The organism is Kocuria himachalensis (assembly GCF_054784195.1).
The window spans coordinates 1-3538 of record NZ_BAAGPL010000052.1 but is presented as its reverse complement, the minus strand read 5'-3'; the positions used below and the strand labels follow the sequence as shown (position 1 = coordinate 3538).

Genomic DNA, 3538 nt, shown 5'->3' with positions numbered 1-3538 from the left:
GAGTAATACGTGAGTAACCTGCCCTTGACTCTGGGATAAGCCTGGGAAACTGGGTCTAATACTGGATACTACCTCCTGCCGCATGGTGGGTGGTGGAAAGGGTTTTACTGGTTTTGGATGGGCTCACGGCCTATCAGCTTGTTGGTGGGGTAATGGCTCACCAAGGCGACGACGGGTAGCCGGCCTGAGAGGGTGACCGGCCACACTGGGACTGAGACACGGCCCAGACTCCTACGGGAGGCAGCAGTGGGGAATATTGCACAATGGGCGGAAGCCTGATGCAGCGACGCCGCGTGAGGGATGACGGCCTTCGGGTTGTAAACCTCTTTCAGTAGGGAAGAAGCGAAAGTGACGGTACCTGCAGAAGAAGCGCCGGCTAACTACGTGCCAGCAGCCGCGGTAATACGTAGGGCGCAAGCGTTGTCCGGAATTATTGGGCGTAAAGAGCTCGTAGGCGGTTTGTCGCGTCTGCTGTGAAAGCCCGGGGCTCAACCCCGGGTCTGCAGTGGGTACGGGCAGACTAGAGTGCAGTAGGGGAGACTGGAATTCCTGGTGTAGCGGTGAAATGCGCAGATATCAGGAGGAACACCGATGGCGAAGGCAGGTCTCTGGGCTGTTACTGACGCTGAGGAGCGAAAGCATGGGGAGCGAACAGGATTAGATACCCTGGTAGTCCATGCCGTAAACGTTGGGCACTAGGTGTGGGGGACATTCCACGTTTTCCGCGCCGTAGCTAACGCATTAAGTGCCCCGCCTGGGGAGTACGGCCGCAAGGCTAAAACTCAAAGGAATTGACGGGGGCCCGCACAAGCGGCGGAGCATGCGGATTAATTCGATGCAACGCGAAGAACCTTACCAAGGCTTGACATTCACCGGACCGCCCCAGAGATGGGGTTTCCCTTCGGGGCTGGTGGACAGGTGGTGCATGGTTGTCGTCAGCTCGTGTCGTGAGATGTTGGGTTAAGTCCCGCAACGAGCGCAACCCTCGTTCTATGTTGCCAGCACGTGATGGTGGGGACTCATAGGAGACTGCCGGGGTCAACTCGGAGGAAGGTGGGGATGACGTCAAATCATCATGCCCCTTATGTCTTGGGCTTCACGCATGCTACAATGGCCGGTACAAAGGGTTGCGATACTGTGAGGTGGAGCTAATCCCAAAAAGCCGGTCTCAGTTCGGATTGAGGTCTGCAACTCGACCTCATGAAGTCGGAGTCGCTAGTAATCGCAGATCAGCAACGCTGCGGTGAATACGTTCCCGGGCCTTGTACACACCGCCCGTCAAGTCACGAAAGTTGGTAACACCCGAAGCCGGTGGCCTAACCCCTTGTGGGAGGGAGCCGTCGAAGGTGGGACTGGCGATTGGGACTAAGTCGTAACAAGGTAGCCGTACCGGAAGGTGCGGCTGGATCACCTCCTTTCTAAGGAGCCGTTGACCGCCGTGTGGTGGTCGCCCCCGCCCTAGTGCCCGTCCGTGGTGCTGGTGGGGTGAGCTCATGGGTGGAATATCAACGAGCAAGTGGCCGCACTTCCCTTCTCCTGGTTCGCCGGGTGGGGGTTGCCGGCCGGGGTCGTCCTAGTACCTGCTGCACCGTGAGCCCTCTTGGGGGTTGGTGGTGGTGGTGGTGGAAGTCGGTGGTCCTGGTGGGTGGGTGTGGTCCGTGGTGCACTATTGGGTCCTGAGACAACAGGTCCCGTCCTCGTGCCGGTCGTCCTCTTCGGGGGGTGGTCGGTGGGGGTGGGGGTGTTGTGTCTGGGTTCCCGGCGTCCTGCCGGTGGTCGTGGTTCCCCTGTGGGGGGCGGCGCCCACCAGTGTGTGGGGTGTGCGGGTTGTTGTTTGAGAACTGTATAGTGGACGCGAGCATCTTTAGAACGGGTGCCGCAGACGACCGGGTCGTCCTCCCTCTTCGGAAGGGGGGTGTTCTGGTGGGTTTGTGGTGCCGTGTTCGTGATTGATCGCCGAGAGACTGCTGCCGGGCCCCGTTCGCGGGGTGTGGTGGTGGTGGTCTCGGTGTGTTCTGTGATCATGTGGCAAGTTTTTAAGGGCGCACGGTGGATGCCTTGGCATCAGGAGCCGATGAAGGACGCGGTAATCTGCGATAAGCCTCGGGGAGCTGATAAACGAGCTGTGATCCGAGGGTCTCCGAATGGGGAAACCCCGCCGCGTGTTATGCGTGGTGACCCTCACCTGAATTCATAGGGTGTGTGGAGGGAACGTGGGGAAGTGAAACATCTCAGTACCCACAGGAAGAGAAAACAACAGTGATTCCGTCAGTAGTGGCGAGCGAACGCGGAAGAGGCCAAACCGATGGTGTGTGATACCCGGCAGGGGTTGCATCATCGGGGTCGTGGGGCGTGTCGTCCCGGGTCTGCCGGCCCGGGCGTGTGAGTGCAGGGCGATAGTCGAACCGGTGTGAGTGCCGGACCGGAGAGGGTGAGAGTCCCGTAGACGAAATCGTCGCTGCCGCGCGGAGCGCGTACCCAAGTAGCACGGGGCCCGAGAAATCCCGTGTGAATCTGCCAGGACCACCTGGTAAGCCTAAATACTACCTGATGACCGATAGCGGACCAGTACCGTGAGGGAAAGGTGAAAAGTACCCCGGGAGGGGAGTGAAATAGTACCTGAAACCGTGTGCCTACAAACCGTCGGAGCCCTACAAGGTGACGGCGTGCCTTTTGAAGAATGAGCCTGCGAGTTAGTGTTACGTCGCGAGGTTAACCCGTGAGGGGTATCCGTAGCGAAAGCGAGTCTGAACAGGGCGAGTGAGTGGCGTGATCTAGACCCGAAGCGAAGTGATCTACCCATGGCCAGGTTGAAGCGCGTGTAAGAGCGCGTGGAGGACCGAACCCACTTCAGTTGAAAATGGAGGGGATGAGCTGTGGGTAGGGGTGAAAGGCCAATCAAACTTCGTGATAGCTGGTTCTCCCCGAAATGCATTTAGGTGCAGCGTTACGTGTTTCTTGCCGGAGGTAGAGCTACTGGATGGCCGATGGGCCCTACAAGGTTACTGACGTCAGCCAAACTCCGAATGCCGGTAAGTGAGAGCGTAGCAGTGAGACTGTGGGGGATAAGCTTCATAGTCGAGAGGGAAACAGCCCAGACCACCAACTAAGGCCCCTAAGCGTGTGCTAAGTGGGAAAGGATGTGGAGTTGCTTAGACAACCAGGAGGTTGGCTTAGAAGCAGCCACCCTTGAAAGAGTGCGTAATAGCTCACTGGTCAAGTGATTCCGCGCCGACAATGTAGCGGGGCTCAAGTACACCGCCGAAGTTGTGGCATTGCACCAATGATACCCAACCGGTCCCTAGCGGGCCGGTTCAGGTGGTGCGATGGGTAGGGGAGCGTCGTGTGGGCAGTGAAGCTGCGGGGTGACCCAGTGGTGGAGCCCACACGAGTGAGAATGCAGGCATGAGTAGCGAATGACGGGTGAGAAACCCGTCCGCCGGATGATCAAGGGTTCCAGGGTCAAGCTAATCTGCCCTGGGTCAGTCGGGACCTAAGGCGAGGCCGACAGGCGTAGTCGATGGACAACGGGTTGATA

Annotated in this window: 2 rRNA genes; both read left to right on the top strand. The window is 58.7% G+C overall.

Annotated features, from left to right (window positions below):
• A 16S ribosomal RNA gene (locus tag ACYVM4_RS18435) occupies window positions 1-1418 on the top strand; the annotation flags it as partial.
• A gap of 608 nt (window positions 1419-2026) precedes the next feature.
• Window positions 2027-3538 (top strand): 23S ribosomal RNA (locus ACYVM4_RS18430); the annotation flags it as partial.